Here is a 1,253-nt window from a genome sequence, read left to right on the forward strand (position 1 = left end):
ATCTAGGCATTCTTCCATACCGTGTAGGGCGATGTTTGCTAGTAAGGGTGATATTACCCCGGACTGTGGCGTACCTTCCACAGATTCTAGGAATTGATTATTGTCAAACACTCCAGACTTTAACCATCATAAAAACTCTGAGTTTAACCAAAAGTCAGTAAATGGAAAAGTGGATAACAGCAGAACTAGAAAGAACTGAATTAGGGGATAAAAGAAGGACTAAAAGGTTAATTAAAATAGTAGAATATCTGAGTGCTTCACCAGAAGCCAGTGTACCTCAAGCCAGTGGAACATGGTCACAAACCAAAGCCACCTATAAATTCTGGGATTCACCCTACATTAAACCATCTATGATCAGACTGGGACATATTGATGCCACAGTAGAGAGAATGGCCAAGCATCAGGTAGTATTAGCGATACAAGATACTACAGAACTGAACTACACCAGCCATAAAGCTCTATCAGGAACAGGATATCTCGACAGTAAATATGCACTCTTGACTAAAAGTTCACTCAGTATTAACAGTGAACACACAGGGAATACCACTAGGCATTATTGAACAAGAGGTATGGTCGAGAAATGAAGTTGAATTAGGAAAGGCTCAACAAAGAAAACAAAAACCAACCACACAAAAAGAAAGTCAAAGATGGCTTGATAGTTTAATTAAAACCGAGTTAATCCCATACGAATCACTTGCAAGTAGTGACAATTGCCGACCGAGAAGCGGATTTTTATGACTTATTTGCTTGTTCTGAGCATCTGGGGTCAGATTTTCTGATTAGAGCTGTTCAAAATCGCCGTTTGGCAGGCTGTGAGCAGGGTTTATGGGAAACATTAAAGTCGGTTGAGCCTCAAGGAACGATGATGGTGGAGGTCAAACGCAATCCGACTCGACCAGCCAGAAAAACTACCTTAAATATTCGTTATAGCACTGTTACCCTTCAACCACCTCAGAATCGAGCCAAAAAAGAACAACTAGCTCCCAAGACAAAAGCAAGCAATTTTAGTCAAAGAAGTTGACCCACCAACAGAAATTTAACCGATTACTTGGTTACTCCTAACTACATTAAAGATTACCAGTATTGAAGATGTAAACAAGTATGTTCAATGGTACAGTCATCGTTGGCTCACGGGGTGACGAGCGCCTCAAAACTATTGTTGGATAAGGGTTGCAAGAATTAAACCTTTGTAAAAAATCAAGATTTTTCTGCCTAAATAATGATAATCATTATTGGGAGGGGAGTAGTTGAGC

2 protein-coding genes and 1 pseudogene are annotated in these 1,253 nt (G+C 39.9%); 2 read left to right on the plus strand and 1 reads right to left on the minus strand.

What is annotated here, in order from left to right; translation table 11 throughout:
• Window positions 1-126 (minus strand): annotated as a pseudogene (locus F6K23_RS42745) (RNA-directed DNA polymerase); the annotation flags it as partial.
• 35 nt (window positions 127-161) lie between these two features.
• Between F6K23_RS42745 and F6K23_RS40825 the strand changes: the two are divergent.
• Window positions 162-560, plus strand: coding sequence for a transposase DNA-binding-containing protein (locus F6K23_RS40825; protein WP_293166958.1), 399 nt, complete (start codon window positions 162-164; stop codon window positions 558-560).
• A gap of 143 nt (window positions 561-703) precedes the next feature.
• Complete coding sequence (locus F6K23_RS40830; RefSeq protein ID WP_293166960.1) at window positions 704-1,021, plus strand: hypothetical protein; 318 nt, start codon at window positions 704-706, stop codon at window positions 1,019-1,021.
• Window positions 1,022-1,253: the final 232 nt, after the last annotated feature.

Origin of the sequence: Okeania sp. SIO2C9, assembly GCF_010672455.1 — a bacterium.
GTDB lineage: Bacteria > Cyanobacteriota > Cyanobacteriia > Cyanobacteriales > Microcoleaceae > Okeania.

Bases quoted from the DNA above. Each gene is read 5' to 3' on its own strand.
- F6K23_RS40825 (WP_293166958.1), top strand. From the start codon at position 162: ATGGAAAAGTGGATAACAGCAGAACTAGAAAGAACTGAATTAGGGGAT.